The sequence below is a fragment of the Chryseobacterium sp. 27AL genome (assembly GCF_057815395.1).
Genome location: NZ_JBYRIW010000002.1, coordinates 340,550 through 366,334, shown reverse-complemented (window position 1 = coordinate 366,334; position 25,785 = coordinate 340,550). Strand labels below are relative to the sequence as shown.

Below are 25,785 nucleotides of genomic sequence, written 5' to 3'. Positions count from 1 at the left end.
TATTGTTAGTTTTAAGTTTAGTTATTTTTCAATTTAAGATAAACGCCATTCGTCCAGCCAAAGCCATCCTGATTAGGATATTCTCCTCCTCCCGCAACTGTTTCTATATCCAGGGCATTGTATTTTTCCATTAATTTTCCGGTGTTTTGATAGACTCTTTCTACATTCGCACACCAATTATTTTTAATTTTTATCGCTAAATCATCAAAGCCATAGTTTTTCATTGCTTTAAAGCCCATCCACTGATACGGCGCCCACGCATTCGGAAGATCCCACTGTTGTCCGGTTTTCTTAGTAGTTGTTACCAATCCTCCCGGGAAAAGAAACTTCTGTTCGATATGGTCTGCGACAGATTTTGCCTGCTCCGGTGTCGCTAAACCAAGGAACAGAGGATAAAGAGCAGCAATATGTTCAGACGAAGTTGTTGTGTTTTTTTTCGTATGATAATCTTTATATATCCCGGAATTTTCGTCCCAGAAATACTTAGTTATCAATTGTCTTCGGTTTGCTGCTCTTCCGGAATAATAATCTTCCTTTTCAGCCAAATTCTGAAGTTTTGAAGATTTTGTCAGTGTATTTTCCAGATGCCATAACAGGCAGTTCAGATCAACCTCGGCCAGATTCAAGGTTTCAATGGTCTGTATATGTTTACCGTCTGCAAACCATCTGCTTGAAAAATCCCATCCTGATTCGCAGGCACTCCTGATATTTCTGTAGAATTCTTTCCCTGCATTTTCACTATCTTCAATATCAATCAAATAACTCTCTGGGCGTGGTTCATTTTCAGCATCATAATACCTGTTCAGAATGTCACCGTTAATCGTTTTCACCACTCTTTTTATACCTGAACCATTTTCAAGATGCTCTATCCCACTCATCCAGAAAGCATATTCTTTTTCCAACGTGTCATAATATTTTAGATAGATATTTTCGTCCTTTGTCGTTTCAAAAAGCAGATCCAACATCAATGAAAAGTAAGGTGGCTGCGAGCGGCTTAAAAAATGAGTACGGCTGGCATTCGGTACAAATCCGACCGTCTGAATCAGATAAGAACAGTTCTCAATAATGTTTTCCATCATCTCCAATCTTCCCGAAACCTGAAGTCCCAGCATGATAAAATAGCTGTCCCAATAGAAGAATTCATTAAAGCGTCCCCCCGGAACAACATAAGGTTTAGGTAGTTTTAGCAATGTACCTTTTTCCTCGTAAGCCGTTCTGGTCAGTTCATCCCAAAGTTTTTCGATATGCTCTTCTATTGGCAAATGATCTTCTCTTTGTATAGAAATTTTCGCTCCTAAAAAGTCGAAATTCGATAATACGAATGCTTTCAGATCAAAATTTTCAGACTGTTTTTGAGCTTCATATTTTGCATTGATTTCTTCTATTGGAAATAACGGAACGGCGTCGGTCATCATCTTCTGATCTTCAAAAATTTCCGATCGCTGAACATCGTCAAAAAGTGACTGAATATCTTTTATGTATAATTGCTTATTCATTATTGTTTAGGATTTATTTTTAATTTATTCATGAACATTGCCGAAATTATCAGTAATGAAAGTGGAATTAACGAAAGGTAAAATGCCTGCTGACCGCTGAACTCCTGAAATACAAAGCCGGTAATAATGGATCCTATCGTTCCGCCGATGGCAGAGAAAACCACGATCAGTCCCGACATTGCACTGTGTAAATATTTGGGAATTGATGCTAAAATGACTGAATTGATGCTTGGATAAATGGGAGCCAATAAACCACCCATCAACGGAAACAGATACACGACAAGCGGAGCATTCAACCACGTGGTATTGATGTCAATATGAATATTATGCGTTAAAGGCAACACCAATACAATACTCACGGCGAAACCAACCACACAGAAAGAAACCACATAAATCCAGCTGAATTTCTTCGAGAAAAAGCCTGACAGAAATCTTCCCAATGCAAATGCACCCGCTAAAACGGCACCTGCCTGCACACTCATCGAAGTTGGAACTTTTAGAATTTCCTTATAGAAAGTCGGCGTCCACGTCTGAAAGCTCTGTTCTACCAAAACAAAAAGGAAGGCGCATAATAAAAAGAACAATACTTTTTTATAGCTAAACAGACTTGCACTATTCTTCAGATCGCCAAGCAGATCTGTTTTTTCACTTTTTGCTTCGTGCTCGTCTAATTTTGTAAAGAATAAAAACAGGAAAGAAAGTGCGGAGATTCCTCCTAACACCCAATATACATTCAGCCAATGGGTTGATCTTGGATTGTGGTCATCGATGAATAAGCTGAATAAAACATTTCCCATTAATACGCCGATCATGAAAAACCCTTCCAGATAACCCATAAAACTTGAATGTTCTTTATCGGTATTCGTCACCAATCCGATGGAGGTGAAGACTGATATTTTAATTAACGCAAAAGAAACTCCGACAATGGTAAATAATAATTTGAAAAACCAGAAATCGTTGGCAAAAGGCATCACAAAACACATACAGCTGACGAGCAATAAAGCGGTAAGCATAGAATTTTTGATTCCTATTTTGGGTAAAAAGGATGCCAGAATGAAAGAGCAAATTGCAATTGGCAGATCTTTAAATCCTTCCAGAACGCTTGCCCCGGATTTTGATATCCCGAAATTTTGCTGCACCTGCAGGATCACTGTTCCCACGGAATTCAGCAGAATAGCAAAAACGAAATAGTTTAAAAACAATACCGCTTTTATGTTTAAATTTTTCATTCAGTTATTTTCTTGTGGGCTAAGATAAAGGCATTTGACTTAACGTTAATTTAACATGGTAAATGAATATTTGAACGATATTAATATAATTATTATTTTAGGGAATAAATTTACATTAACTCAATGAAAGTTACTTTTGAGAGAGTGATCCTCGATGAAAAGAGCTCATTCCGCACGATTCATAACAACTCGCCTATTTCAGAATTCAAATGGGAATATCATTATCATCCGGAAATCGAGCTTGTATGTGTGATTTCCGGGAGCGGAACCCGTCACGTGGGATACCATAAAAGCAATTATACCAACGGAGATCTGGTGCTCATCGGCTCGAATATTCCGCACTCCGGATTTGGTCTGAATTCTATTGACCCACATGAAGAAATTGTACTTCAGTTTAAAGAAGAAATTTTGCAGTTTCCCCAGCAGGAAGTGGAAGCAAGATCCATCAAAAACCTTTTGGAATTATCAAAATACGGGATTCATTTTCATCATAAAATCAAAAAGGCTATGCTGCCGAGACTTAAATTAATGCTTGAATCGGAAGGTTACAAAAGATATTTATTGTTGCTGGAGATTCTTTTTGAGCTTTCTAAATGTACAGATTATGAGCTTTTAAATAAGGAAATTATGCCCTACACGATTATTTCTAAAAATAAAACCCGCCTGGAAAACATTTTCACTTTTGTTGAACATAATTATGATAAGGAAATCAATATCGAAGAGGTTGCAAAATTGGCCAACCTAACCCTGCCTGCTTTCTGCAATTTCTTTAAGAAAGCGACACAGATTACGTTTACGGAATTTGTAAACCGATACCGAATCAATAAGGCCTGTCTGCTGATGGCTCAGGATAAAAGTATTTCAGAATGCAGTTATAGCTGTGGTTTTAATAATGTGACGTACTTCAACAGAATGTTCAAAAAATATACAGAGAAAACCCCTTCGGAGTTTATGAAGAACTTTGCACCTAAGGTGAATGTTGATTTGAAAGTGGAGAATGAGGTGAAAATTAAGGGTGGTTTTTAAAATATTGAGATGCTTCGACAAGCTCAGCATAACAGCTCTAATACTAAGTGTTTTATTAGCAATTCATATGTAGCGTTGTCATCCTGAGCGCAAAGCAGTCGAAGGATCTCATCAACCAAAAAAGCTGTCCAAAAAGAACAGCTTTTATATATTGTAAGTTGCAAGCATCAACTATTTCCATTTAACATTACAGCCCATGCTCGGTCTTTGAATTTCTTCCTGTGGTTCTCCTGCCAGAAGATTCTCAAAAGCAATAATTAAATCTTCACCCGTTACATCCTTATGATTTCCCGGCCTTGAATCATCCATTTGTCCTCTGTAGATAAGATCTAGCTTTTCATCAAAGAAGAAAAAATCAGGGGTACAGGCGGCATCATAAGCCTTCGCAATAGCCTGGCTCTCATCATATAAATATGGAAAATCAAATTTCCTTTCAATCTGGAACTCGATCATTTTTTCCGGTGAATCTGCAGGATATTTTTCTACATCGTTAGAATTTATGGCAATAAATTCAATCCCTCTTTCATTATAGTCTTCATATAATTCGGTTAATTTGTCAATAACATGAAGAACGAACGGACAATGGTTGCACATAAAGATCACCAACGTACCCTTTTCTCCTTTAAGATCATCCAATGACTGAATTTCATTACTTTTTGACGGGTTGGGCAGCTCAAAAAAAGGTGCTTTTGTACCCAGATCAATCATATTTGAGGGAGTATTCATAACTTTTTTATTTGATTACAAAGATAAAGATTTTCTTGATTATTTGGGCATGGAAGATGGATGTGGGAAGTTGGAAGTTATTAATTGAGCATGGCTATAAACCTCATTAATTTTTACAATAATTAAAAAATTAACCCATCTAAAATCACCTCCAGCTCCCATTCTTCCAGCATCCAGCTAAACTGAAAAATTTGTCAAAGCTTCCCCTTAAAAGTTAAACTCTAAAATTTGTTTGGAAGTTATATTAAAAAGTTTGTAGTTTTGCTAACACTGTTAGTAAATAAAAATCATGGGTTTACATGAACGTCGTCAAAGAGAAAAAGAAAATATACGTACCAGTATTCTGGATGCGGCTTTTTCTTTGGCTAAAACCGAAGGTTGGGCTTCACTTTCCATGAGAAAAATTGCTGATGCTATTGAATATAGTGCACCGGTAGTTTACGATCACTTTGAAAACAAAGAAGCTATTTTATACGAAATTTCGCTGAATGGTTTTCATTGTTTACACATCGAATTGTTGAAAGCTCAGAGAGGACACGACAATCCGGAAGACCAGCTGAAAGCTATTGTGGATGCTTATTGGAAGTTTGCATTCAAAAATAAAGAATATTACCAACTGATGTTTGGATTGGGAATGCAATGCAGCGGAAAGGGAATGATGAAACAGGAATTTTCATCGTTTCAGGATATGCTTTACGATTGCACGTATAAAATCATCAAGAAAAACGGATCAAATCCTGACAATGCCTGTCATATGTCGCACGCTTTATTTTCTGCCGTACATGGATTGATCTCAATTATGATGATGCGTAATGATGATATTCCTTCTACGATGAACAAGACTACTTTGGATGAAACGGTTTCTGCTTTCATTAAGTCTTTATAAATTTTTTTTACATTTAAAATTAACACCGTTAGGATTATTAACACTTGATTAATGTAAGTTATTCATTTTAAACAAATTTAAATTAAGCTACTTTATGCAAGATTAGAAAATTTTAAAATTTTTTTTACCATAATAATTAACACCGTTAGTAAAAATAACATACCTCATACTGATCCGGATTATACTTAAAAACATTAAAAGCAACTTTCAATTATGAAAACAATGAACTAAAATCGAACATTAAGAATTCTGAAATTTTTTTTAAACTAATAATTAACACCGTTAGAAAATATAACAGGATTCGAATTAAAAACAACATTATTTAAATTAACACTTCATTAAAAATTTAAACTCAAAATGAAAATATTTGAAAAAATGAGGATCATCGCACTTATGGCAAGTATTATCCTTTTACAAAATTGCACGAAAGCGGCCGAAGGATCAAATGCTGCTCCGCCGGCTCCAGAGTTACCGGTTTATACCGTTATTACCTCTCCTGCTACTGTTTACCAGGAATTTCCAACAGCTTTGGAAGGAAAAAACAATGTTGAGATCAGATCTCAGGTTGACGGATATTTAGATAAAATTTATGTAGAAGAAGGCGCTTATGTAAGAGCGGGACAACCTTTATTTAAAATAGATTCAAGAAGTTATGGCGAGCAGATGAATATGGCAAGTGCTAATCTTCAGGTTGCCAACGCCAACATTCAGAAAGCCAAAGTTGAGGTCGACAGGTTAGAACCTCTGGTTGCTGCAAAAGTAGTTTCAGATGTACAATTGAGAACGGCAAAAGCAAATTACGCAGCCGCTGTAGCAGCCGCTTCACAGGCAAGAGCATCCGTTGGAAGCGCTAAAATCAATGTAGGATTTACAACCATTACAGCTCCTGTTAGCGGTTATATCGGGAGAATCCCGTACAAAAAAGGAAGTCTGATTTCAAGAACAGATCCTAATCCATTGACTCTATTATCTGATATCAGCGAGATTTATGCCTATTTTTCTTTAAGCGAACTGGATTTCATTGCTTTCCAGAATAAATATCCGGGAGCAACCTTAAATGAAAAACTGAAAAATATGCCGATGGTAGATTTGGTTATTGCAGACAACAGCACGTATCCCGAAAAAGGAAGAATGAGCATCGTTGACGGACAATTCGACAAAACGACCGGAGCCATCAGTGTTCGTGCAGTATTCCCGAATGCCAACGGCGTATTGAGAACCGGAAATACGGGTAGAGTTCGTATGCCACAGTTATTTGACAAAACACTGGTTATTCCGCAGGAATCTACTTATGAAATTCAGGATAAAACGTACGTTTATGTAGTTGGAAAAGATAAAAAAGTAACCGGAAAACCTGTAACAATTTCAGGGAAAACGGATAACTACTATTTCATTTCTGAAGGACTTTCTGCAGGCGATAAAATTGTATTCACAGGAATCGGTGTATTGAAAGACGGAGTTGCCATTCAGCCAAAAGTTATCTCTTCTGATAGTTTGCTTAAAGCAAGACCTTTGTAACAGTTTAAACTTTTACTTTTTTACCTCAAAAGTCACAAAAGCTTTTTAAACACATAAGTCACATGAAGTTTAAATCATTCGCTATAATAAGAACACATAAGTTTTAGAAAATCTTTGATTTTCATTTTGTCAACTTTGAAACATTAGCAATTCATCTTTAAACCCGAAGATATACTTTCGCGCCTTTTGTGGTAAAAAACATTGTTTAAACAACATTAAAAAATAAACTTCTTATGTTAAAACAATTTATAGAAAGACCGGTACTTTCAACGGTTATTTCCATCATACTCTTATTATTGGGTGCTTTGTCGCTCTTTAATTTACCCATCGCCCTCTTTCCGGATATTGCACCGCCGAGTGTTCAAGTGACGGCCTTCTATCCGGGTGCGAATGCGGAAGTGGTAGCCCGTTCGGTAGCAACCCCGATTGAAGAGGCCGTAAACGGAGTGGAAAACATGACCTACATGACTTCCAACTCCAGTAACGACGGTACCATGACGCTGAGCGTATTTTTCAAACAGGGATCAGATCCTGATAATGCCGCCGTAAACGTTCAGAACCGTGTATCGAAAGCCATGAGCCAGCTTCCGCAGGAAGTGGTACAGGCGGGAATTTCGACGCAGAAAGTTCAGAACAGTATGATTATGTTTATGGGATTAACCAGTAATGATCCTAAACAATACGACGAACTTTTCTTACAAAACTATCTGAAAATCAATATCATCCCGCAAATCCAGCGTATTCCGGGTGTTGCCCAGGCACAGGTTTTCGGAACGAGAGATTATTCCATGAGGCTTTGGCTGAAACCGGACAGATTAGCAGCTAACGGACTTTCGCCTCAGGAAGTTTTAAATGCGGTGAAAGATCACAACTTAGAGGCTGCTCCGGGACGTCTGGGACAGGGAAGCAAGGAAACGTACGAATATATTTTAAAGTATAAAGGTAAATTAAACAAAAACGAAGACTACGAAAATATTGCCATTAAAGCCAACAGTGACGGATCTTTCCTGAGACTGAAAGACGTGGCAAGAGTAGAATTCGGCTCATACACGTATACTGCAGCCAACAGAGTTGATGGCAAACCGGTTTCAGGTTTTGCAATAATGCAGACGGCAGGATCTAATGCCAACGAAATCTTAACTGAAATTGAAAAACAGGTGGATCAGTTTAAAACTACCCTTCCAAAAGGTGTTGAGCCGATCATCATGTACAATTCTAAAGACTTCTTGGATGCTTCCATTCATCAGGTTGTTGAGACATTGGTCATTGCATTTATCCTGGTATTTATCGTCGTATATATTTTCCTTCAGGATTTCAGATCGACTTTAATTCCTGCGATTGCCGTTCCGGTAGCGATTATTGGTACTTTCTTCTTTCTTCAGCTATTTGGATTTAGTATCAATATGTTGACCCTGTTTGCATTGGTACTCGCCATTGGTATTGTGGTGGATGACGCGATCGTCGTGGTGGAAGCCGTTCACTCCAAAATGGAACGTACAGGAATGCCTGTTGAACACGCTACGATGAGTTCAATGAGCGAAATTTCCGGAGCCATTATTTCCATTACATTGGTTATGTGTGCTGTATTTATTCCGGTTGGTTTTATGCAGGGTCCTGCGGGAGTTTTCTATAGACAGTTTGCCTTTACATTGGCCATTGCAATCATGATTTCTGCGGTTAATGCATTAACATTAAGTCCGGCTTTATGTGCCATGTTCTTAAATGATCCTCAGGGTGAGCACGGAGAACATGGTAAAAAAACCGGCTTCGGAGCAAGATTCTTCAATGCATTTAATGTAAGCTTTAATAATTTAACTAAAAAATACATTTACAGTCTTAAGTTTTTAATTAAAAATAAATGGGTTGCCGTAGGAGGATTAGTATTGATTACTGCTGCAAGTATTTTCTTAATTAAAAAAGCACCATCAGGATTTATCCCTACAGAAGACCAAGGATTCATTTTATATGCGGTGAATACTCCTCCGGGAAGCTCATTGGACAGAACACACAGAGCAACTGAGCAAATCGATAAGATCATCAACGGTGAAAAGGCTAAAAATCACCTTTGGGTGGCGGATGGTCTGAATTTCATCAGTAATGCCAATGCTTCTCCATACTCTGCAGGTTTTATTAAGTTAAAAGACCATGACCAGCGTGGCGAAGTAACCGATCCTGATCAGATTGCAGCGGGATTAACAGGAAAAGTTTCACAGGTAAAAGATGCCAGTGCATTCTTCTTCAACTTCCCTACGGTTCAGGGATTTGGTAACGTTTCCGGTTTTGAATTTATGCTTCAGGATAAAACCAACGGTTCTTTGGAAAATTTAGGGGCAACAACACAAGCTTTCATCGGGGAATTGATGAAACGTCCGGAGATTGCATTTGCTTTCACAACGTATGCAGCCGGAAACCCGCAATTTACGATTGAAGTCGATAATGATAAAGCCAATCAATTAGGAGTTTCCATCACAGAATTGATGCAGACTATGCAGATTTATTACGGAAGTAGCTTCGTTTCAGATTTCAACAGATTCGGAAAATACTACAGAGTAATGGCTCAGGCAGATATTCCTTACAGAACAGATGCCAATTCTTTGGAAGGAATTTATGTTAAAAATAAATCAGGCGAAATGGTTCCTGTAAAAACCCTAGTGACTTTAAAAAGAGCTTTCGGACCTGAAACGGTGACCAGAAATAACCTGTTCAACGCGGTGACGATCAACGGAACACCAAAACCAGGTTACAGTACCGGAGATGCGATTAAAGCAGTAGAAGAAGTTGCAGAAAAATCATTACCAAGAGGTTTTGGTTATGAATGGACAGGGATTACCCGTGAGGAAATTAAAACAAGCGGGCAGACAGCATTTATATTTATGTTAAGTATCTTGTTTGTGTACTTCTTGCTGGCAGCTCAGTATGAAAGTTATATTCTTCCGTTTGCAGTTATTTTAACGATTCCAACAGGTATTTTTGGGGTGTTTGCCTTCACGGGATTGGCGGGAATTGATAATAATATTTATGTTCAGGTTGGTTTGATTATGCTTGTCGGATTATTGGCGAAAAACGCTATTCTGATTGTAGAGTTCGCTGTACAACGAAGAAACGCAGGAAGATCATTATTGGAAGCTGCGCTTCAGGCTTCAAGACTACGTTTGAGACCGATCTTAATGACCTCATTTGCGTTCATTGTTGGTATGTTGCCGCTTGTATTTACACAAGGAGCTTCTGCAAAAGGAAATCACTCAATAGGATTTAGTACCGTTGGCGGAATGTTGACAGGTGTTGTATTCGGAATTTTCATTATTCCGGTGATGTTTGTGATCTTCCAGTATTTACATGAAAAAATGCCAAGCAGAAAAAAGAAAAGACTTCAGAGACAAAAACTGGAAGCTGAACTTTTAGCTACAACTCATTAATAAAAAATGAATACAAACTTTGAGAGATTTGATTTAAGTTTTTACGTAAAGCTATTTAAACATTAAGAAAATTAAAGGATTAAGATTAGTTAAGAAAATATCAAAGATATTTATAAAGCATAACGCTTATTATTTGACTTGTCAAATTCTTAATTCTCCTTTTAAAGGAAAAATTCTAAACTTCTTAATGTTAGAAAATAAAATATTATCCTGTTAAAAACCAAAAATAGAGAAGCAAACTATTCAAACTAATATCATAAAATAAAGCAAGGGACTCTCCTACTAAAGACACTTTGCAACCATAACTCTCAAAGTTTTGTATTCAATTAAAATTTAACTTATGAAAAAAGTAAAAAATATCATCATCACTTTTGGACTGGCTTTAGCTTCGGTCTCCTGTGTATCCAAACTGGCATACAAGGAACCTGAGCTCGAGCTGCCCGAAACATTCAAATATACCGCAACAGCCGATACCGCAAGCGTTGCCAACCTGGAATGGAGACAGTTTTTCAGCGATCCAATGTTACAGACACTGATCGAAAAAGGAATTAAAAACAACTACGATTTACAAATTGCTTTAAAACAGGTTGCTTCATCACAGGAAAAACTAAAACAGGCAAAATATCTTCAATATCCTGATGTCGGTTTCGGAGTTTCGGCACAGATTTCAAAGCCTTCAAAAAACAGCATGAACGGACAAAGTTTAAACCTATTTTTAGGAAAAAGCTATGTTGAAGATTACAATGCAGCCTTCAATTTATCTTGGGAAGCAGATATTTGGGGGAAAATCAAGAATCAGCAAGAAGTTTCAAAAATGCAGTATCTGCAAACGTATGAAGCTACAAAAGCAATTCAGACACAGGTTGTTGCAGCGATCGCTCAAGGATATTACAATTTATTGATGCTTGATAAACAATTGCAGATTGCAAACTCAAATTTAGAATTGAGCAAAAACACACTTTCTTTGACAGAAAAATTATGGCAGAGCGGTGATACAAGTTCTTTGGGAGTACAGCAGGCAACTGCACAGAAGCAATCAACAGAACTTCTGATTACCCAGCTGGAACAAAATATTGCGATCCAGGAAAATGCATTGAGTATTTTGATCGGAGAAAATCCGGGAAAAATCAGCAGAACGATTGAAATGTCCGAAACTTCTTTACCACAAGATATTTCCGCAGGACTTCCAGCAGCCATGGTAAGCCGTCGTCCGGATGTTCGTCAGCAGGAATTGGTTTTATTGGAATCAAATTCAATAGTTGGAATTGCGCAGGCCAATATGTATCCGTCATTGAAAATTACAGCCAACGGAGGAGTAAACTCATTTAAAGTTGATAACTGGTTCCAGATTCCGGCTTCATTGTTCGGGTCTGTGCTAGGAGGTTTGACACAGCCTATTTTCCAGAAAAGACAATTGAAAACTGATTTAAATGTTGCTAAAATTCAGAGAGAGAAAAACGTTCTGGCGTTTCGTCAATCTGTTCTGAATGCAGTGGGTGAAGTTTCTGACGCTTTGGTTTCTAACGAAAGCTTAAAAGTACAGGAGCAAAAAGCAACAGAACAAGTTGCAACCTTAAAAGATGGAATTAAAAGTGCCGAAATGCTTTACAAAGGCGGAATGGCAAACTATTTAGAAGTAATAACCGCTCAAGGAAATTCTCTACAGGCAGAACTTAATTTGGCATCCGTAAAAAGAAAGAGATTAAGCAGTATTGTAGACTTGTACCGAGCGTTAGGAGGCGGTTGGAAGTAGTAAATTAAAATTATATTGTTAATGAAATGCGGTCTTTCGGGATCGCATTTTTTTGTTTATTTGTTGAAAAAATATGTTATGTCATTCTGAACGAAACAAAGTGCAGTGAAGAATCTAGAATTATTAACAAAGATTCTTCCTTCGTCAGAATGACAATGCAGAATTTTCAAACCATTAAGAACATTTAAGTTGTTAAGTTTAATTAAGCAAAAATCAAGTAGATTTTTTAAGTAGGCATTATTAAAAGCAAAGCTTATCTTAAATATCCTGAACTTCTTAAATTAAATCTTAATGGTTTAAAATAAATTATTTTTCAAATCCAGCATTAATATATCCAATCAGCCGATAAAAATCCTCCTGAGAATATCCCAGCTGCAGATAATGAATATCATCTGCTTTCCGATACCAGGTCAATTGGCGTTTTGCATATCTCCGACTGTTTTTCTTGATTTCTGAAACCGCAAAATCCAAATCCCATTCACCATCAAAATATTTGAATAGTTCAGTGTAACCAACCGTGTTTAAAGCCGTTAGATGTTTAAATTTCTCTAGACTTTTTGCTTCTTCCTGCAAACCTTTTTCCATCATCATATCCACTCTCCTGTTAATTCGGTCATACAATTCTTCTCTCGGAGCTTCAATTCCAATCCGGATGGTATTAAAATCTCTGGAGTCTTGTGAAACAGCAATTTGCTCAGAATATTTTTTGTTTGTTTGCCAGATCACATCAATCGCTCTTAAAAGCCTTCTGTGATTATGAAAGTCTACTACCGCAAAATATTCCGGGTCGAGTTCATTTAAGATTTCCTGAAGCTTCTCAATCCCCTCATTTTCAAAAATTTCATTTAATTTTTTCTGATTTTCTTCATCAGCTTCCGGCAAATCATTTAAGCCTTCAATCACGGCTTTTTCATACATCATACTTCCACCAACCAAAATGACCGTATCGTGATTTTCAAAAAGTTCATGGAGTTTTTTCAAAGCATCTTCTTCATATTGCCCGATCGAATAATAGTCCTCAACCGACAGATTTCCGATAAAATGATGAGGTGCCTCTGCCAGTTCTTCCTCTGAAGGTGAGGCGGTTCCTATTTTCATTTCTTTAAAAAATTGCCTCGAATCACAGGAAATAATTTCTGTCTTGAAATGTTTAGCCAGATCAATTGCGAGTCTCGTTTTACCAATTCCGGTGGGTCCTACAACAGAAATTAAATTTTTCTTTTTCACGGTGCTAATTTACGGAAATGAGTTTACTTAATTGGCAAGAAGATGGGAGCCTGAAGATGGAAGTTAAAATTGAGGGGTCATTTATATCCACGACAATCTTCCTGCTTCCTGCTTCCATCTTCAATCTTCCAGCCATTGACTTTAAGTTCAACTATAGACTTAAATGTTTATCTTTGTACAACAATAAAAAACTATGATTTTATCAATGACCGGCTTCGGTAGAGCCGAAGGTGTTTTTGAAGGAAAAAAAGTTACCATAGATATTAAATCTCTGAACAGCAAAAGCTTTGATTTGAATATTAAAATTCCTTTGCGTTATAAAGAAAAAGAGTTTGAAATCAGGAAAATTCTTAACGACAGGATCATCCGTGGAAAAGTAGACTGCTACATTAATCTTGAGAATCTTGAAGAGTCTACCGATGTAAAAATTAATAAAAATTTAATTGATTCTTACATCAGTGAACTTCGCCATATTGCTGCAGACGGGCCGGATTTTGAATACCTTAAAATGGCAGTAAGGCTTCCGGATGCGATTACTTCAAGACCGGATGAGCTGTCAGAAGGAGAATGGGAAGCATTGGCAAAAATTGTAAATGCATCACTTGACCGATTTGAGGAATTCAGAAGAACAGAGGGAAAAATTCTTCACGAAGAGCTGGAAAGAAATTTACAGAATATTGATAAAAATCTTTCTGAAGTTATTCCTTTTGAAGAAGAAAGAATCAATGCGGTGAGAGAACGCTACCAAAAGTCACTGAAAGAATTTGAAAATGTAGATGAAACCAGATTTTACCAGGAAATGGCTTATTTCACAGAAAAGCTTGATATTTCTGAAGAAAAGGTAAGACTTGCCCAACACCTGAAATATTATAAAGAGGTAATGGATAACGAAGATTTCAACGGGAAGAAGCTTGGCTTTATCTCTCAGGAAATCGGCCGTGAGATCAATACGTTGGGATCAAAGGCTAATCATGCACAGATCCAGAAACTGGTGGTGATGATGAAGGATGATCTTGAAAAAATTAAGGAACAAACACTTAATGTTTTATAAGAACCAAGTAAAAAGAATCAGGTAAAAAGTGAAATATTTAGTAAATCAATCATCATTTATCTCTTATCATTCATGAATAAGGTTATCATATTTTCAGCGCCGTCGGGAAGTGGAAAAACGACATTGGTAAAACATTCTCTGGAAGTATTTAATGAATTGCAGTTTTCAATTTCCTGCACTACAAGACAGCCGAGAGGCAGTGAAGTGCACGCGGTGGATTATCATTTTTTAAGTCCTGATGAATTCAGGCAGAAAATTGCAGAAGATGCTTTTGTTGAATATGAAGAAGTTTATACCGATAAATATTACGGAACCCTGAAGTCAGAAGTTAAAAAAATCTGGAGCCAGGGAAAAGTAGTGATTTTCGATGTTGATGTGAAAGGCGGGATTTCGCTTAAAAAATATTTTGGTGAACAGGCTTTATCAATTTTCATCGAACCACCTTCCATTGAAGAACTGGAACGAAGATTGATCTCAAGGAATACAGATGATGCTGAAACCATCAGAACACGTGTAGCAAAGGCAGAAGAAGAAATGTCTTACGCGAAAGAATTCGATAAAATCGTGATCAATTCCGATTTAGATATTGCAAAAAAAGAAATAGAAAGTTTAATAAGAAATTTTATTGGAAGTTAGAGAAATTTGATGATGGAAGCTGGAAGCATGAAGTTTAAAGATATGAAGTTCCAATTTCCACATTTCGATTTAATTTCCATCTAAAACATTGAGGTAAATATGAGTACCGAAACATTAGAAAAAGCTAAATCTACAATTCCGGTAAAGGGATTTTTAGATATAAAAGATCTGGTGATTCCTCAAGGCGAAGACCTGGTGAAGGCCATTCTTCAGTTGAAAGAAGAAAAAAATGCAGTGATTCTGGCGCATTACTACCAACCCGGAGAGATACAGGACATCGCTGATTTTCTTGGAGATTCCCTGCAATTAGCAAGACAGGCAAAAGATACGGATGCAGATATGATCGTATTTTGTGGTGTGCATTTTATGGCTGAAGCAGCAAAAATCCTGAATCCTACTAAAAAAGTAGTTCTTCCGGATACCATGGCAGGATGTTCTTTGGCAGACGGCTGCTCCGGAGAAGGGTTGAGAAAAATGCGTGAACAGCACCCGAATGCTTTAGTAGCCACATACATCAATTGCAACGCTGAAACAAAAGCAGAAAGTGATATCATTGTAACAAGTTCAAATGCTGAAATTGTGATTGAAGCACTTCCGAAAGACAGACCGATTATTTTTGCACCGGATAAGAATCTGGGAAGATATTTATCTCAGAAAACCGGCCGCGATATGATCCTCTGGGACGGAAGCTGTATCGTGCACGAGGCTTTTTCAATGGAAAGAATCGCAAAACAGTTGGCAGATAACCCGGATGCTAAACTTATTGCACACCCCGAAAGTGAAGAGGCCGTACTGAAGTTAGCTCATTTTATAGGATCGACTTCCGCACTTCTGAATTATGTTGAAAAAGACGACTGCCAGAAATTTATTATTGCTACGGAAGAAGGAATTTTGCACGAAATGAGAAAACGCACGCCTCACAAAGAGCTGATTCCGGCACTTGTTTTTGACGAATCCTGCAACTGTTCAGAATGCTTCTACATGAAACGCAATACGATGGAAAAACTGTATTTGTGTATGAAATATGAGCTTCCGGAAATCATTCTTGATGAAGAATTAAGATTAAAAGCCTTAAAACCTATCGAAGCGATGCTTGATCTTTCGAAAAGTATAAAATAAACAAAAAATTCCCCTAAAGTGTCATACTTTTTGGGGAATTTTATTTCTCATAACGCCTCATTACTTAAAGGTCATTCGGAGCAGGAACATAACATTCCGAGTTAATAAGAACACAGTTTCTGCAAAACTCCGAAAGTGCCCAATATTCATCACAAGTATAATTAGAATCTGCAGGACATTCATTACAGCTCTTAGGGCCTGCACCTCCGTTAATTTGCTCTAAATTTCTTCTGTTTAATTTTTTAAAATTTTTCATAATAATTTGATTTGGTTAATTTTATAAATTTAGTATTATTTTTGAGAAATCATAACCTATCGAAAATAATTGACAGAAAATTTATTAGACAAAAAATATTGAAATACAATAGAATACTAAAGAATTAAACGACTTTTGCTATAAATAATAATATTAATAAGATGAGTAAAATTTATCTTGAAGATGTAAAAATATACGCCTACCACGGGGTTTTACCTGAAGAAAATATAATCGGTACGTATTACATTTTAAACTTGGAAATTCACACAGATCTCTGGAAAGCCGCGGAATCTGATGACCTGAATGATACGATAAGCTATGCGGACATTAATGAAATCATCCATCATGAGATGAAAATTAAGTCTAAATTGCTGGAGCATGTGGCTGGAAGAATCATCGATAATATTCATGAAAAATTTTCACAGATTGATTATATTAAATTAAAAATAACCAAAACAGCTCCGCCAATGAAGGGCGAAATGAAAGGCGCCAGTATTGAGCTGGAAAAAAGTTTTAAGCCGAATAATTAAAAAATATTACTATTTTCGTTTAAATATCTTATAGAATTGAAATTCATTAGCATATTATTTCTTTTAGCTTTCGTCAATATTTTCGGGCAGACTGACAACCAGGTTGCTTCCTACAATTTTCCGAAGATAAGATCCAGCATCACCATGCCGGTAACCATTCCTCTTTCGGAGATCAGCAATATGATAAATGCTTCCGTAAAAGATCTCATTTATCAGGATGATTCTTATACCGACAATAATAATGACCAATTCAAGGTAAAAGTCTGGAAAACCCGGCCGATAAGGCTTGTTGGCGGCACCAGTCAAAATATCCTGATTGAGGTTCCTCTAAAAATATGGGCAGAGAAAGGAATCGGAACACTGGGGCTCTATACCTACCAGAGTACGACTTTTGAAACCGTAATGTCTTTCAACACTTCGATAAATCTAAGAAACAACTGGACAATTCAAACCCAAACCCAAACCAATGGTTTCAGATGGGTAACTCAACCCGTTTTGGATTTTGGAAGAGTTAAAATCCCGATCACCTCTCTTGTTGAAAAAAGCCTGAAGGAACAGCAGGAGAAATTCTGCAAAACCATCGATCAGCAAATGGCCGGTCAGCTCAATTTTCAGAATTATGCAGTGTCAGCATGGAATGCTTTTTCCAACCCTTTTCATATTTCGGAAGAATTTAATACATGGCTTAAAATTACGCCGATCAGCGTTCATATTACACCATTGAAGTTTTATGGCAATCAGATCAACACCAGCTTAGGAATTGATATTTTCTCTGAAACATTTACAGGAAGCAAACCGGAATCTTCACAACTTGTAAAATCTGCTTCTGATTTTGGCTTTGTTTCTTCGTTTGCAAATCAGTTTTTGCTTCAGACAACGGCTAATGTTCCATTCACAGAAGCGACTGCTATTGCCCGTACTATGTTTTTAAATAAAGAATATGATGTGAGAGGCTCATCTGTTAAAATCACTGACATCAAAGTTTACGGTGTTGATGATCGTGTCATGATCGAAGCACAAACAGAAGGTTATGTTAACGGGACAGTGTTCATTTCAGGTATTCCTGTTTACAGCGATATCAAAAAGAAAATAGTATTATCTGATACCAAATTTAAACTGAAAACTTCAAATATTCTACAAAAGACTGCCACTCTGCTTTTCCGGGGAAAGATTATAAAAATGATCGAAGAAGAATACGGAATCCCTACTCAGGATCTTGAAAATAATTCTAAGAAAAGTATTGAAGAGGCATTCAACAAAGAATATTATAAAGGATTAAAAATGAGCGGACAGGTTTTTAATTTAAAGCCGGGGAATATCCTGATGAATCCTTCAGGGATCACCGCTGTTATTGACACCAAAGCCTCTTTAAAACTCATGTTAAACGGAATGTAAAAACTAATATATTTTAACCATGAAAAAAATATTAAGAGTTGTTGAAAACAACAGAGCCGGCTCGTGGCTTCGTTTTGGTAATCTTATCATTGACAGGATTGTTGTTCTTATCCTTTTTATGATGTTCGGATTTTTTGCTTCTTTAAGTTATGAACTTTTCGGAATCGAATACTTTATTAATCTGGCTACAGCTTTAGGAGCGGTAAATAAATTTATGGATATAGTCATTACCTCAACTGTGTATTTTTTATATGCTTTACTGATGGAATATTTTACCAAAGGAAGAACAATAGGAAAGTATATTACAGGCACCAGAGCTATTTCAACAGATGGTACAGAACCAACTTTTATGGACTATTTTATCCGTAACATTTCCCGCCTTGTACCTTTTGACGCACTTTCATTTTTAGGAGGCGGAAACGGATGGCATGACAGCTGGAGCGATACAAGAGTGATTAACATTAAAAATTATAAGGCTGAAACCCAGATTAAAAGGGAGATTGAAAGCATCGGTGCAAAAGAAATTGCCTGAAAAATTTTTGTCGAATCATATATTTTATTATATTTGCACACCTAAAAATGGTAAAGACAGGGTACTTTGGCCGAGCGGCTAGGCAGTGGTCTGCAACACCATCTACAGCGGTTCGAATCCGCTAGGTACCTCTTCGCTTCTCTATATAAACTGATGATCAGTGATTATAGAGAAGCTTTTTTCTTTTATATCTGCTACTATATTATGCATCTGAATCAGCTTTTATTTAAATGAATAAATTCCTTTAGATCGCCTCTACCCTGAAACAAATCTTATCAGCCTAAAAGTTTATACAAAAAATCCCCGAACTACTTCGGGGATTAAAAACTTATAACCATGAAAAACTCAAAATTGAGCTGTATTTTTAATTATCACAACCTGATTTAAAAGCCTTTTTAAGACTAAAGGTGACCTTTGATTTTATATACGACAAATTGATGAGTATGGTTTTAATTTTTAATTCAGCTCCCCGAATTTTATATTATACTCTATTATTAATGCCTATTTTCTGTAATGCAGAAGCAGTGAGTTCGATGCCTAAATTTGAATAAGCCAAAGCTTCAGTTGTTTCTCCAAACAAATCTCCCCCGCCGACAATGTTTTTCTGAAAATTTCTAAATTGATAAATAGACAAGAATATAGTGAGTTTTAAAGAATCATTTGTAACTTCATCTTTGGCACTTAAACGAAACCCTTCAAAGAAAACTTTCTTTTCAGCTTCGTTATATTTATTAAAATGCAACTGATTACTACCATCGAATTCAAGAGGTTCCGGCTCTACAACACTTCCATCTTCCTGACATGGTACAAACATTTCCTGCTTCAACGGCTGTTTTAAAAGGCCTGAATAGTTTTTTATCCTTACAATGAATTCACGTCGCGCAAGATCCAGATCATCCGATTGGTTGCAATTGTCGCAAACTTTGATAAGATTATCTGCTTGTTCCAGAACGAAATCTGAAAGAGGCATTAGTTTCATGATTAATGATTTGAGTTACCTTACAAATGTATACGGCTTTGGTGTACAATACAAACTGTTTTATAAAAAACATATAATTGTGGTACTTATTTTTATCTATCTTTACAAAAACTAAGAAATGGCAAAAAAGCAGACATCTGTTAGAATGACCGGTGAAGTCAGAATGCTTTGGAAATATTATGTAAAAAAGAAACCATAATCAAGTGGAAGTAATTGAAGCGGGAATCAGAAGTGAGGCGCGGAAAGAAAAGATAACAGCAAAAGAAATTCAGGATTTTAAGGATAATAATAAAAAATAAACCATGTATGATATTAATATTTATACCATTTTAGGAAGTTTAGCGATTGGTACTGTTATGGGATTAATAGTAAAATACAATCTTCCGAGAAAAGATAAGTAGGATTACATCTTCCCGTCAGGGATTATAAAGTTCTGTCTTAAAGAAGCTGTTCTTTTTAATATACTCATTAACGTATGATCTTTTCTATGCCGGCTTTTGCAGCATTGAATGCATCTTCAGCTTCTTCATAAAGTATATTTACAGAAATTTCAAAGCCGCTTGCCATAAAAAAAGTCACATTACCTTCTATATTAAAACTAAGGAAACCAATATGATTAACATTAACAACCAATGGTTTGCCCAATACTTTTGCACCTTCAATAGAGTTCGGTTTTTTTACATTGATGATGTTAGAGGCCTTCACATATATTAGGCCTTCTGATGTTGTTTTTATGATATAAGACACTCAATAATTTTTATGTAAAGATACATATTTTAAAAGTAGCAGAAAAAATCCCCAGCCACGGCGGAGGATTAAATGAAAAAATTAATATTTAAGTGATGGTGTTTCTTGTAAAAATATTCTCAGATCGCTCCGAGAATATTATAAGGTAAAGTTCCTTTAAGGATTTTTTAATAGTTGTTTTTAGTTATTCAAGTTTTATGCCATGATATTTTCAATAGTGGCGAAAAATATACCCATTTGATAATTGAAGGATAAAAAAATGAGCCTCTTCAACAAAAAAGCCCCTGATTAACAGGGGCTAAAAACTAATAACCATGAAAACTCAATTAAACATGAGAATCGATGCAAATTTATAGATAATTTTCTTTAAAATTGATGATTATAATCTATATTTTTTTCTATGACTTGTATGTTTTATTTACATTTGTAAAAAAACTGATAACATGACATTCAGCAAAGCTTTAAAACACAAGAAAACGATTTTAAAAAATTCAAGTAATTTTACCAAAACTCTTTACGACTTTATCATCATACCTTCTATCGAAGAAGAAGGAAAAAAGTATCTTGATGATTTCAGAAAATCTCCATCTTCGTTTGTCGACGAAAGCTGCAAGCACTACAGCAGTAATTCAAGGTTTAAAGTATATCTATACTGTAAAAATCAAAATAACGCATCATAACGCACAGGATGGTATAGGAACAAAAAAAACTATTCTAAATAAAAAAGCCCCCATATTTCTATGAGGGCTAAAAACTAATAACCATGAAAACTCAAATTAAACATGAGTGACTGCAAATTTAATAAATGTCCGGGTTATTAAAAGTGTTTATTTCGATATATTTTATCAATTAACAAAATTTTATCAAATATTAAGAAATGCTTTAAAACGATTTTAATCATGTATTGAGCTGTATAAAAGGGTTTTGAACAATATGCCATTAAAAATTCTTCTCAATAAAATTAAACAATCATTTAATTTATGTTAAAATTTTTCAGTAAAAAAAATAGCTCTCATTTCTGAGAGCTATTCTAAATTAAATATTAAATATATTACTCTTTAATAAATTTCTTCTGTGCAGTCACCTGATTATCATCGATATCAATTACATATACACCGTTGATAAGATTATGCACATCAATTTTGTTATTCAGAATAATTCCTGATGATACAATTTGTCCGGTAGCATTATAAATTTTATAATTTGCTTTTTTACTGATATTTTTCACATTCAGTACCGTTCTTACCGGATTTGGATAAATAAGAATATCAGTCTGATTAACCGGATTCGGAACTATAGGTTTAGAAATTCTTACTGTATAATCTTCAACTTCACCATCAGGGAAATTGGTACAATTCACAGGAATTGCATCTTTTTGCATAGCTACTCTCATGACCACATATTTGAAGTCTGTCATGCTGACAAATGCATCAACTGGCACAGAGAAAGTTCCGCTTACAGTTTGCTCATTATTTGGCCCTGATACAAAAACTCTTTCATTAATATCAAAATATCCGTTTCTGTTAAAATCAATCCAAACAGCTACTCCTGCATTTGTATTGCCCGATATTTTCTTCTCAATCGTAATCCTGTTATCAGCAGATCCCTGGATCATTTCTATAAACTTATCTGTAACTCCGGTATAATCCGTATAGTTTGAAGCTTGAGATTCATTAATCTTTTCAGGTTTACCCGTTGGTGTTACAGTTACTTTTGAAATATATTCAGAAGTAGAAGCTGTAGAAGCCATCTGGCAATATACAACTGTCGGCGTTGTAAACATGTATGGTAATGTATAAGTACCTGTTGTACCGCTACAAACGTTTGCAACCTGCATTTCATACTGCGTTAATTCTAATAAACCGGATAATGTTATCGTATTGGTATTAGAGGTAATTGTTGTCCAGCTTGGAATACCTACTTTTCTATATCTCAGTATATAGGTAGCCCCTGGGAAAGGATCCCATGTAACCTCAGCAGTTGTTGGCGTAAGATTGGTGATCGTTAATCCCGGAGGAGCAATATCACAGGTTCTCAGGGTTGTAAATACTTTAGGATTAGACCAAGGATTCAACGTACTCTCGTTATCACACATATTGGCAATCTGCACTTCATATGTAGTATATACATTTAACGATCCAAGAGGATATGTATTGGCAGGCGCTGCAGGCAAAGGAATATTAGGACTCCATCCTCCGGCACCGCTTCCTACAATTCTATATCTCATGAAATAGTGTGAGCTGGCTGCCAATGGAGACCAGGTAACTAAAGCAGAATTCGTAGTAATATTAGTGATCGTCACATCCGGAGGTGTAGGATCACATCTCGTAGTGAATGTATTGTTAGAAGGAGTTCCCTGACTTCCGTTACAAACTGCAATAACCTGTACCTCATATAATGTTGCAGGTATAAGGTTATTTAATGTCGTTGTATTTGTCGGCTGTGGATAAGGAGCTGCTGCAATACTTACTGTTTGCCAGTTTGCACCTGTACCTTGCGGTCTGTATCTGATAATATAGCTTGCTCCACCATTATCTTGTGGCCATGTCAATACAACTGAATTGTGCGTTGGTGTACCCATTGTTACAACAGGAGTTGCTTTGCTGCACACTCTTAAATTTATATTATCAATTGCCGCAGGAGGTTGTGTACCAACACCGCCATCGTTTCTCCATTCAAAAACAAGACGCATTGTACTTCCTGCAAAACTTGAGACATCCAATGTTGGATTAAGAACAGTTTGCCATGTAGACTGTTGCTGATAATTACCTCCAATCTGAATTCTTCCTGTTCCTGCGTTAATCTGATTACCTGAAGTAGGCATAAACGTAGCAGGTACCAGCCAAACTCTTAAATAATCCCAGTTATTTTCACCAACTGATTTCCAGTCGAAGGAGAAAGTTGCTGTAGTTGTTCCTGCAGGAATAGCAATATCCCTGTATGCGTGCACTAAACTTGTTGAACCTGTATCATAAGCATTCGTTGTTCCGTTGGTATTGGAAATATAAAGTGAATTGGCAGGATTTCCTGTCGCACTTCCGTAAGTCCATTTATTAACCTGTGTACCGTTGGTATATCCTAAGTCACTTCCTGAAGTAAATTGCTGTATATAAGGAAGTGTAGCAGGAATCTGAGTGGTTGTAAAGCTAGGACCCGCAACCCAGAAGCTTCTGTCTGGTCCTGCACACACCGAACGCACCCAGAAATAATAAGTTGTGTTTGGCGTAAGAGGAGACAATGTTGTAGAAGTTCCGGTAGCACTTGAAGTTGGTATGCTTGAAGATGTAGGAGGAGTGTTAGTCGTTGTCACATAAATCTGATATCCTCCAACCGGGGCCGGCGAAGGGGCCGTCCAGCTAATTGATGCTGTATTTGACCCTACACTCGTTACCTGAATATTTTGAGGAACCTTACATGTAGGGATACTTAAGTTAATATTATCGATAGCGATAGGAGGCTGAGTACCAGCAGTTCCATCATTTCTCCATTCAAAAACAAGACGCATAACGCCCCCGGCAAAAGAGCTTAGATTAAGGCCGGGATTGAAGTAATTCTGCCATGTTGTCTGCTGATTAAAGTTTCCTCCGATCTGAATTCTTCCTCCGCCGGCAGTAATTTGGGTTCCGACAGTCGGCATATAACTGACAGGCACCAGCCATACTCTTAAATAATCAAAAATACTTTCTCCATCCCCTTTCCAGTCAAACATTAAAGTGGCATCAGTACTTCCTGCAGGAACGACAATATCTCTGAATGCGTGAACTACACTGGTTGAACTTGTATTGTAAGCGTTGGTCGCACCATTCGTGTTTGAAATATATAGCGAATTGGCAGGATTTCCTGTTGCAGAACCATAAAACCATTTATTGGTCTGTGTCCCGTTAGAAAGCTGAAGATCATTTCCTGTTGAAAAATTCTGTGTATAAGGTATTGTCGCAGGTATCTGGGTTGTAGAAAAACTAGGTCCCGCCACCCAAATACTGCTATCAGTACCACTACATACAGACCGCACCCACCAGAAATAGGTAGTAGCAGATGCAAGACCGCCAGGATTTGCCGTTGTTCCGGCAATAGCTGTTCCTGGAGTTGAAGAAGTAGGTGGCGTATTTGTCGTGCTAAGATAATACTCATATCCTACACCCGGAACAGGATTTGGGGCAGACCAAGTAAGTGTGGCAGTAGTGACACCTGCTGTAGGAACGGCCATATTTGAAGGCATGATACATGTAGGAATACTAATATTAATATTGTCTACCGCAATAGGGGGCTGAGTTCCGATAATAGTATCATTTCTCCATTCAAACACTAGTCTCATTGTTGTTCCTGCATAGGCACTCACATTGAGATTCGGACTAGTAAATGTTTGCCATGAAGACTGCTGATTAAACTGCCCTACCTGAAATCTTCCGGCTCCGGCTGTAATCTGAGTTCCCGGCGTTGGTGTAAATGTTTCCGGAACAATCCATACTCTTAAATAATCAAAAGTACTTTCCCCTTCCCCTTTCCAGTCAAATGAAAAGTTGGCAATCGTAGATCCTGCAGGAATTGTAAAATCTCTGTAAGCCTGTACAACACTCGATGCATTGACGGTATAAGCATTTGCAGCACCATTGTTTGAGATGTAAAGAGAGTTTCCGGTATTACCCGTAGCAGAACCATAAAACCACTTATTTGTCTGAGTTCCGTTTAGAAGCGTGAAATCATTTGCAGTATTAAAGTTTTGTGAATACGGTAATGGAGCTGGTGTTTGTCCGTAGGCATCCGGTATGGCGCCAAGATTTAACAAACACAGAAGAATTACTAAGAAAGTAGAAATTTTCTTCATAAGTTATCATTTAATATTAATCATTGCAAATCTATTTGTTTTTTGCTAATAAATAGCATATAAGATGATGTTTTTTTATAAAAAAACTGTTAAAAGTTATCAGGAATTTATAAAAAAGAATAAAATCTTATCTTAAAATGAACGGTTAAATCACACTTTTATTATTTATTTTATTCAATTCTCTATAATTATACAAACTACTTGTCCCAAAGACCGCTTTCTCTTCCCGTGGAATATTCATCCCGAAAGGATAATAATCATTCTGATCGGTAATCTCAATGCCGTTGTTTCCTTTTTTATAGCTTACCCGTACGTTTACTAAATGATCTTTATACTGGATGTACTCCTTTTTTTCATAATCATAAAACCCTTCAGCAGTAGGAAAAAACTTAAGGGTAGGATCAGGATTATTTGGTGACGTATGCTTTATAAAAGATT

General features: G+C 36.6%; 20 protein-coding genes and 1 tRNA gene. 13 read left to right on the top strand and 8 right to left on the bottom strand.

Features of this window, described 5'->3' with window-relative positions; translation table 11 throughout:
* Positions 1-17: 17 nt before the first annotated feature.
* Both AC3WV0_RS07150 and AC3WV0_RS07145 read right to left on the bottom strand, forming a co-directional pair.
* Positions 18-1,496 carry a trehalase family glycosidase gene (locus AC3WV0_RS07150; protein WP_488845236.1) on the bottom strand — a complete coding sequence of 493 codons (1,479 nt, stop codon included), beginning with the start codon at positions 1,494-1,496 and terminating at the stop codon, positions 18-20.
* Positions 1,496-2,725: an MFS transporter gene (locus tag AC3WV0_RS07145; RefSeq protein WP_488845234.1), complete on the bottom strand. Its 1,230-nt coding sequence runs from the start codon at positions 2,723-2,725 to the stop codon at positions 1,496-1,498. Before AC3WV0_RS07145 ends, AC3WV0_RS07150 begins: the two co-directional genes overlap by 1 nt.
* A 123-nt stretch (positions 2,726-2,848) precedes the next feature.
* Here AC3WV0_RS07145 and AC3WV0_RS07140 point away from each other — a divergent pair, with 123 nt between their 5' ends.
* A complete protein-coding gene (locus AC3WV0_RS07140; protein WP_488845233.1) occupies positions 2,849-3,751 on the top strand; it encodes an AraC family transcriptional regulator in 903 nt (300 codons plus the stop codon).
* A 171-nt stretch (positions 3,752-3,922) separates the two neighbouring features.
* Here AC3WV0_RS07140 and AC3WV0_RS07135 read toward each other — a convergent pair whose 3' ends face one another.
* A complete protein-coding gene (locus AC3WV0_RS07135; RefSeq protein WP_488845232.1) occupies positions 3,923-4,477 on the bottom strand; it encodes a thioredoxin family protein in 555 nt (184 codons plus the stop codon).
* A 289-nt stretch (positions 4,478-4,766) separates the two neighbouring features.
* Here AC3WV0_RS07135 and AC3WV0_RS07130 point away from each other — a divergent pair, with 289 nt between their 5' ends.
* The 4 genes from AC3WV0_RS07130 (at position 4,767) to AC3WV0_RS07115 (ending at position 12,050) form a co-directional block, all read left to right on the top strand.
* Positions 4,767-5,363 carry a TetR/AcrR family transcriptional regulator gene (locus AC3WV0_RS07130; protein WP_488845230.1) on the top strand — a complete coding sequence of 199 codons (597 nt, stop codon included), beginning with the start codon at positions 4,767-4,769 and terminating at the stop codon, positions 5,361-5,363.
* Between the two features lie 357 nt (positions 5,364-5,720).
* Complete coding sequence (locus tag AC3WV0_RS07125) at positions 5,721-6,881, top strand: efflux RND transporter periplasmic adaptor subunit (RefSeq protein ID WP_488845228.1); 1,161 nt, start codon at positions 5,721-5,723, stop codon at positions 6,879-6,881.
* 233 nt (positions 6,882-7,114) lie between these two features.
* On the top strand, positions 7,115-10,297 hold the full coding sequence (locus AC3WV0_RS07120) for an efflux RND transporter permease subunit (protein WP_488845226.1): 3,183 nt from the start codon (positions 7,115-7,117) through the stop codon (positions 10,295-10,297).
* Positions 10,298-10,637: 340 nt separating this feature from the next.
* Positions 10,638-12,050, top strand: coding sequence for an efflux transporter outer membrane subunit (locus AC3WV0_RS07115; protein WP_488845224.1), 1,413 nt, complete (start codon positions 10,638-10,640; stop codon positions 12,048-12,050).
* A 306-nt stretch (positions 12,051-12,356) separates the two neighbouring features.
* Here the strand turns inward: AC3WV0_RS07115 and miaA are convergent, their stop codons facing one another.
* On the bottom strand, positions 12,357-13,277 hold the full coding sequence (gene miaA / locus AC3WV0_RS07110; protein WP_488845222.1) for a tRNA (adenosine(37)-N6)-dimethylallyltransferase MiaA: 921 nt from the start codon (positions 13,275-13,277) through the stop codon (positions 12,357-12,359).
* A 193-nt stretch (positions 13,278-13,470) separates the two neighbouring features.
* On the opposite strand from miaA, the gene AC3WV0_RS07105 reads away from it, so the two are divergent.
* From AC3WV0_RS07105 to nadA, 3 genes are all read left to right on the top strand, one after another.
* Positions 13,471-14,328, top strand: coding sequence for a YicC/YloC family endoribonuclease (locus AC3WV0_RS07105; RefSeq protein WP_488845221.1), 858 nt, complete (start codon positions 13,471-13,473; stop codon positions 14,326-14,328).
* A 72-nt stretch (positions 14,329-14,400) separates the two neighbouring features.
* Positions 14,401-14,964: a guanylate kinase gene (gene gmk, locus AC3WV0_RS07100; protein WP_488845219.1), complete on the top strand. Its 564-nt coding sequence runs from the start codon at positions 14,401-14,403 to the stop codon at positions 14,962-14,964.
* A gap of 99 nt (positions 14,965-15,063) precedes the next feature.
* A complete protein-coding gene (gene nadA, locus AC3WV0_RS07095; RefSeq protein ID WP_488845217.1) occupies positions 15,064-16,083 on the top strand; it encodes a quinolinate synthase NadA in 1,020 nt (339 codons plus the stop codon).
* A 64-nt stretch (positions 16,084-16,147) separates the two neighbouring features.
* Here nadA and AC3WV0_RS07090 read toward each other — a convergent pair whose 3' ends face one another.
* The gene (locus tag AC3WV0_RS07090) at positions 16,148-16,339 is read right to left on the bottom strand and encodes a bacteriocin-like protein (protein ID WP_488845215.1); all 192 of its coding nucleotides are present in this window, start codon (positions 16,337-16,339) and stop codon (positions 16,148-16,150) included.
* Between the two features lie 161 nt (positions 16,340-16,500).
* On the opposite strand from AC3WV0_RS07090, the gene folB reads away from it, so the two are divergent.
* The 4 genes from folB (at position 16,501) to AC3WV0_RS07070 (ending at position 18,927) form a co-directional block, all read left to right on the top strand.
* Positions 16,501-16,869, top strand: a complete 369-nt coding sequence (gene folB, locus AC3WV0_RS07085; RefSeq protein WP_488845213.1) for a dihydroneopterin aldolase — start codon at positions 16,501-16,503, stop codon at positions 16,867-16,869.
* A gap of 36 nt (positions 16,870-16,905) precedes the next feature.
* Positions 16,906-18,264 (top strand): DUF4403 family protein, encoded by a 1,359-nt coding sequence (locus AC3WV0_RS07080; RefSeq protein WP_488845211.1) that lies wholly within the window; start codon positions 16,906-16,908, stop codon positions 18,262-18,264.
* A 19-nt stretch (positions 18,265-18,283) separates the two neighbouring features.
* Positions 18,284-18,796 (top strand): RDD family protein, encoded by a 513-nt coding sequence (locus AC3WV0_RS07075; protein WP_488845209.1) that lies wholly within the window; start codon positions 18,284-18,286, stop codon positions 18,794-18,796.
* A 60-nt stretch (positions 18,797-18,856) separates the two neighbouring features.
* Positions 18,857-18,927, top strand: a tRNA-Cys gene (locus AC3WV0_RS07070).
* A gap of 350 nt (positions 18,928-19,277) precedes the next feature.
* Here AC3WV0_RS07070 and AC3WV0_RS07065 read toward each other — a convergent pair.
* Positions 19,278-19,775 carry a hypothetical protein gene (locus AC3WV0_RS07065; protein WP_488845207.1) on the bottom strand — a complete coding sequence of 166 codons (498 nt, stop codon included), beginning with the start codon at positions 19,773-19,775 and terminating at the stop codon, positions 19,278-19,280.
* Between the two features lie 468 nt (positions 19,776-20,243).
* The gene (locus AC3WV0_RS07060) at positions 20,244-20,522 is read right to left on the bottom strand and encodes a hypothetical protein (RefSeq protein WP_488845206.1); all 279 of its coding nucleotides are present in this window, start codon (positions 20,520-20,522) and stop codon (positions 20,244-20,246) included.
* 443 nt (positions 20,523-20,965) lie between these two features.
* Between AC3WV0_RS07060 and AC3WV0_RS07055 the strand changes: the two genes are divergently transcribed.
* On the top strand, positions 20,966-21,202 hold the full coding sequence (locus AC3WV0_RS07055; protein WP_488845204.1) for a hypothetical protein: 237 nt from the start codon (positions 20,966-20,968) through the stop codon (positions 21,200-21,202).
* Between the two features lie 371 nt (positions 21,203-21,573).
* Here AC3WV0_RS07055 and AC3WV0_RS07050 read toward each other — a convergent pair whose 3' ends face one another.
* Entirely contained in the window at positions 21,574-25,347 is a 3,774-nt protein-coding gene (locus AC3WV0_RS07050) for a fibronectin type III domain-containing protein (RefSeq protein WP_488845202.1), read from the bottom strand.
* Positions 25,348-25,785 lie beyond the last annotated feature (438 nt).

Excerpts from the sequence above, each read along its gene's own strand:
- AC3WV0_RS07145 (WP_488845234.1), bottom strand. The coding sequence starts at position 2,725 with ATGAAAAATTTAAACATAAAAGCGGTATTGTTTTTAAACTATTTCGTT.
- AC3WV0_RS07120 (WP_488845226.1), top strand. The coding sequence starts at position 7,115 with ATGTTAAAACAATTTATAGAAAGACCGGTACTTTCAACGGTTATTTCC.
- nadA (WP_488845217.1), top strand. The coding sequence starts at position 15,064 with ATGAGTACCGAAACATTAGAAAAAGCTAAATCTACAATTCCGGTAAAG.
- AC3WV0_RS07055 (WP_488845204.1), top strand. The coding sequence starts at position 20,966 with ATGACATTCAGCAAAGCTTTAAAACACAAGAAAACGATTTTAAAAAAT.
- AC3WV0_RS07135 (WP_488845232.1), bottom strand. The coding sequence starts at position 4,477 with ATGAATACTCCCTCAAATATGATTGATCTGGGTACAAAAGCACCTTTT.
- AC3WV0_RS07075 (WP_488845209.1), top strand. The coding sequence starts at position 18,284 with ATGAAAAAAATATTAAGAGTTGTTGAAAACAACAGAGCCGGCTCGTGG.
- AC3WV0_RS07140 (WP_488845233.1), top strand. The coding sequence starts at position 2,849 with ATGAAAGTTACTTTTGAGAGAGTGATCCTCGATGAAAAGAGCTCATTC.
- AC3WV0_RS07065 (WP_488845207.1), bottom strand. The coding sequence starts at position 19,775 with ATGAAACTAATGCCTCTTTCAGATTTCGTTCTGGAACAAGCAGATAAT.
- AC3WV0_RS07130 (WP_488845230.1), top strand. The coding sequence starts at position 4,767 with ATGGGTTTACATGAACGTCGTCAAAGAGAAAAAGAAAATATACGTACC.
- AC3WV0_RS07125 (WP_488845228.1), top strand. The coding sequence starts at position 5,721 with ATGAAAATATTTGAAAAAATGAGGATCATCGCACTTATGGCAAGTATT.
- AC3WV0_RS07050 (WP_488845202.1), bottom strand. The coding sequence starts at position 25,347 with ATGAAGAAAATTTCTACTTTCTTAGTAATTCTTCTGTGTTTGTTAAAT.
- gmk (WP_488845219.1), top strand. The coding sequence starts at position 14,401 with ATGAATAAGGTTATCATATTTTCAGCGCCGTCGGGAAGTGGAAAAACG.
- AC3WV0_RS07105 (WP_488845221.1), top strand. The coding sequence starts at position 13,471 with ATGATTTTATCAATGACCGGCTTCGGTAGAGCCGAAGGTGTTTTTGAA.
- folB (WP_488845213.1), top strand. The coding sequence starts at position 16,501 with ATGAGTAAAATTTATCTTGAAGATGTAAAAATATACGCCTACCACGGG.
- AC3WV0_RS07090 (WP_488845215.1), bottom strand. The coding sequence starts at position 16,339 with ATGAAAAATTTTAAAAAATTAAACAGAAGAAATTTAGAGCAAATTAAC.
- AC3WV0_RS07115 (WP_488845224.1), top strand. The coding sequence starts at position 10,638 with ATGAAAAAAGTAAAAAATATCATCATCACTTTTGGACTGGCTTTAGCT.
- AC3WV0_RS07150 (WP_488845236.1), bottom strand. The coding sequence starts at position 1,496 with ATGAATAAGCAATTATACATAAAAGATATTCAGTCACTTTTTGACGAT.